Annotated in this window: 4 protein-coding genes; all 4 read right to left on the bottom strand. The window is 57.5% G+C overall.

Features of this window, described 5'->3' with window-relative positions:
* Positions 1 to 654 (bottom strand): TonB-dependent siderophore receptor (locus DBO31_RS02480; RefSeq protein WP_159897738.1); only part of this gene is annotated, 654 nt, incomplete at its 3' end.
* 14 nt (positions 655 to 668) lie between these two features.
* Positions 669 to 1,457, bottom strand: coding sequence for an ABC transporter ATP-binding protein (locus tag DBO31_RS02475; RefSeq protein WP_150824357.1), 789 nt, complete (start codon positions 1,455 to 1,457; stop codon positions 669 to 671).
* Entirely contained in the window at positions 1,454 to 2,470 is a 1,017-nt protein-coding gene (locus DBO31_RS02470) for an iron ABC transporter permease (RefSeq protein WP_150824356.1), read from the bottom strand. Before DBO31_RS02470 ends, DBO31_RS02475 begins: the two co-directional genes overlap by 4 nt.
* The coding region (locus tag DBO31_RS02465; protein ID WP_150824355.1) for an ABC transporter substrate-binding protein at positions 2,467 to 3,296 on the bottom strand (830 nt) is incomplete at its 5' end. The genes DBO31_RS02470 and DBO31_RS02465, both read right to left, overlap by 4 nt.

The raw sequence follows: 3,296 nt of genomic DNA, 5'->3' as shown, positions 1-3,296 counted from the left end.
TGCCGCGCTGCTGTACGTATAGCGGTTGAACGGACGGCGCCGGTCGAGGCGGGCATCGAATGACGTAGACCAGCGGCGATGTTTGCCAAAATTGATGTTCATATATTCTGCCGTATTCTGGGTCCCCGTCACGACGCCCACTGTGCCGCCGGCTTTATCGGGAACTTTGGTGATGATGTTGACGACCCCTCCCATGGCATCAGACCCGTAAAGAGAGCTCGACGGGCCGCGGACGATTTCGATGCGGTCGATATCGCTGAGGTCCATCCGCTCCAGGGCATAGACATTGGTCGTCACATCCGTATCTTCGGCCGCGTAACGTCTGCCATCTACGAGGATGAGCGAATGATTGGTGCTCATGCCGCGTATCATGACGGCGTTGCCAGTCATGCCGGCTTTGGAAAGGTTGACGTTATTGGCCAGCTGCAGTGCCGATACGACATCGCTGGCGCCCATGCGCTGCAGGTCTTCCTGAGTCCATACTTCAACGGCCTGCGGCACGGCCCGGACTTCCTCCTTTGTTTTGGTCGCCGTGACAATAACATCTTTGGACTGGAGCTGCTGTTGGCCGTCTGTGCCTGCGGCCTGTACCGGCAGGTACAGAGATGTCATGATGGCAGCTGCCGCCAGGGCCGCTGCGTTCGGGTGTATCATCTTACCATCTCCTTTTATTTTGTAGCATAGGGAATACATACGGTATACAGGCGGTTTCCTTCCCGTACCTGGGTGACAGCAGCCTGTATCTGATACAGAGGTTCAATAATGTCTTTGGTGAATACCTCCTCTACGGGGCCGTCTACGACGATGCGGCCCTTTTTGACGGCAATGAGGCGGTGACTGTAACGGGCGGCGTGATTCAGGTCATGGAGGACCATGACCACCATCATATGGGTCGTCTCATACAGATGGGCAATGAGTTCCATGAGGTCGAGCTGATGATGGATATCGAGATACGTCGTCGGTTCGTCGAGAAGGAGGATTTCCGGTTCTTTCGCCAGAGCCAGGGACAGCCAGGCGCGCTGCCGTTCGCCGCCGGAAAGTTCGGACAGGCGGTGATGCCGGAGCTCCGTCATTTCCGTTTCTTCCAGGGCCTTATCGGCCGCCCGTATATCGTCTTCGCTGAGGCTGGAAAACAATCCCTGATAGGGCAGGCGCCCCATGAGGACCAGATCGCGTACGGTCATGTCTCCCGGAGCCTGTGCCGACTGGGGCAGGAAGGAAATAATACGGGCCAGGGCATCGGCTGAAAAGCTGTTCATATCTTGGCCATGGAGATAGACCGTTCCGGCTGATGGCAGGAGCAGACGGGCCATAGCCTTGAGAAGCGTCGATTTTCCCGACCCGTTGGGTCCGATGATCGACACGATTTCCGGTTTGTCCAGTGTCACCTGCAGCTGGTCGGCAATCACCCGGGCGCCGTACTGCAGGCGCAGGTCCTTCATTTCTATACCTGTCATGCAGCTCTCATCCTCCTTTTCAATAAGTAGAGGAAAAAGGGCGCGCCGATGAAGGACATGAAAATGCCTACAGGCACTTCCATGGGGCTGAACAGCGTACGGGCTGCAATATCGGCGCCGGCTACGAGGATTGCCCCGAACAGGGCCGAGCATGGCAGCAGGGGCTCAAAATCAGAGCCCACGACCAGGCGCATGACGTGGGGCACGATGAGACCGACGAATCCCAGGAGTCCGGCGACGCTGACAGCCGATGCTGCCAGCAGGGCCGCCAGGGCGATGAGCATCGTCCGCGTCCGGTCTACGCGTACGCCCAGAGTGCGGGCCACGTCGTCGCCGAGCTGCAGGGCATTGAGCCGGCGGTACAGGCACAACGTCCCTATGATGCCGATGACACTGTACGGCACGATCATGCGCACGCTCTGCCAGCTGGCACCGGCAAATCCGCCGGCCAGCCACGATACGGTCCCCTGCACTTTATCGGAAAAGAATACGGAAAGGGCGGTCATGCCGCCGCCAAAAAATGCAGCCACGGCGACGCCGGCCAGAACGAGGCGCAGGGGGTTGACGCCCCGTTCCCAGGCCAGCAGGAATACGACAGCCGCCGCCCCCAGTGCCCCTGTAAAAGCAGCCAGCGGCACCAGCGCCGTAAGGCTGGGTGCCAGCATCATCAGGGCCATGGCGGCCAGTCCGGCTCCGGCAGAGATGCCGATGATGCCCGGATCAGCCAGCGGGTTGCGCAGGATTCCCTGGAGGATGCAGCCGGACAAGGCCAGATTGGCGCCGGCCAGAGCGGCACAGATGACGCGGGGCATGCGCAGGGTATAAATAATACGGTAATCCTCGGTCGTTCCCGGTGCCGTAAGGGCCAGCCAGACATCCCGGACGGGAATCGTCACGGCTCCGGCCATGACGGCCAGGACGAGGATGATCAGCAACAGCACACATCCCATCAGGATGACGGCCAGCCGCCGTGTCTGTCTTGTTTTGACTCTGTCGTCATATATACCAGTCATAAGGTTCCTCCTTGATACAGGCACTGGGACATATATTCCATGGCATCGGCAATGTGGCTTCCCGGATTGACCGTAAACAGACGGGCCGGAAGCTCATACACCCGCCCCTCCCGGACAGCCGTCACCTGGCTCCAGGCATCACTGTCGCTCATGGACTGACGGAACCGCTTCAGTTCGTCTGCGCTCTGTCCCATGGAAATGATGAAAATGATCTGGGGATCGTTTTTGATAACATATTCCATGCTGAGCGGCACATAAGGCCCCTGGAGGGAACTGTCCAGATCGGCAATATTAGTACCGTGGAGCCGCTTCAGCAAATCTCCGGAGAAGCTGTATGATGTAGCCATGTTATTGCTCTCCGGCGAGCTGAATACGATAAGACTCCTTGGACTCGTTTCATGGGAAACAGCCTCTACGACGGCATCACACCGTTTTTTGATTTCATCAGCTCTGGCGTTGGCTTCTCCTTCCTTGCCGGTCAGTTCGCCGAAAAAGCGGAGTGTTTTTTCCGTATCTTCCAGCGAATCAAGTGAATTAATATACAGTGGAATACCGTTTTGTTCCAGCGTCTGCCGTATCTGGTTGTGGAACGGCACATTGACACCGATGACCAGATTGGGCTTCAGGGACAAAATCGTTTCCATATTCGGGCTATGGATAATGCCCACAGCCGGTACGTCTTTCATGGCATCGGCCAGTTCCGGCGACATAGAATCCGACGTCGGTTTCCCTGCGATGGTATCTCTGCCACCAGCCGCATAATACAGATCCAGATTGGATACATTGAGAAAGACGACACGCTGCGGATGGACCGGTATGGTCAGTT

It is taken from the genome of Megasphaera sp. DJF_B143 (genome assembly GCF_900320625.1).
GTDB lineage: Bacteria > Bacillota > Negativicutes > Veillonellales > Megasphaeraceae > Megasphaera > Megasphaera hexanoica.
The sequence above is the reverse complement of the archived record's forward strand: the minus strand, read 5'-3'. Positions and strand labels throughout refer to the sequence as shown.

Coding starts and splice junctions, on each gene's coding strand:
- DBO31_RS02475 (WP_150824357.1), bottom strand. CDS start 1,457: ATGACAGGTATAGAAATGAAGGACCTGCGCCTGCAGTACGGCGCCCGG.
- DBO31_RS02470 (WP_150824356.1), bottom strand. CDS start 2,470: ATGACTGGTATATATGACGACAGAGTCAAAACAAGACAGACACGGCGG.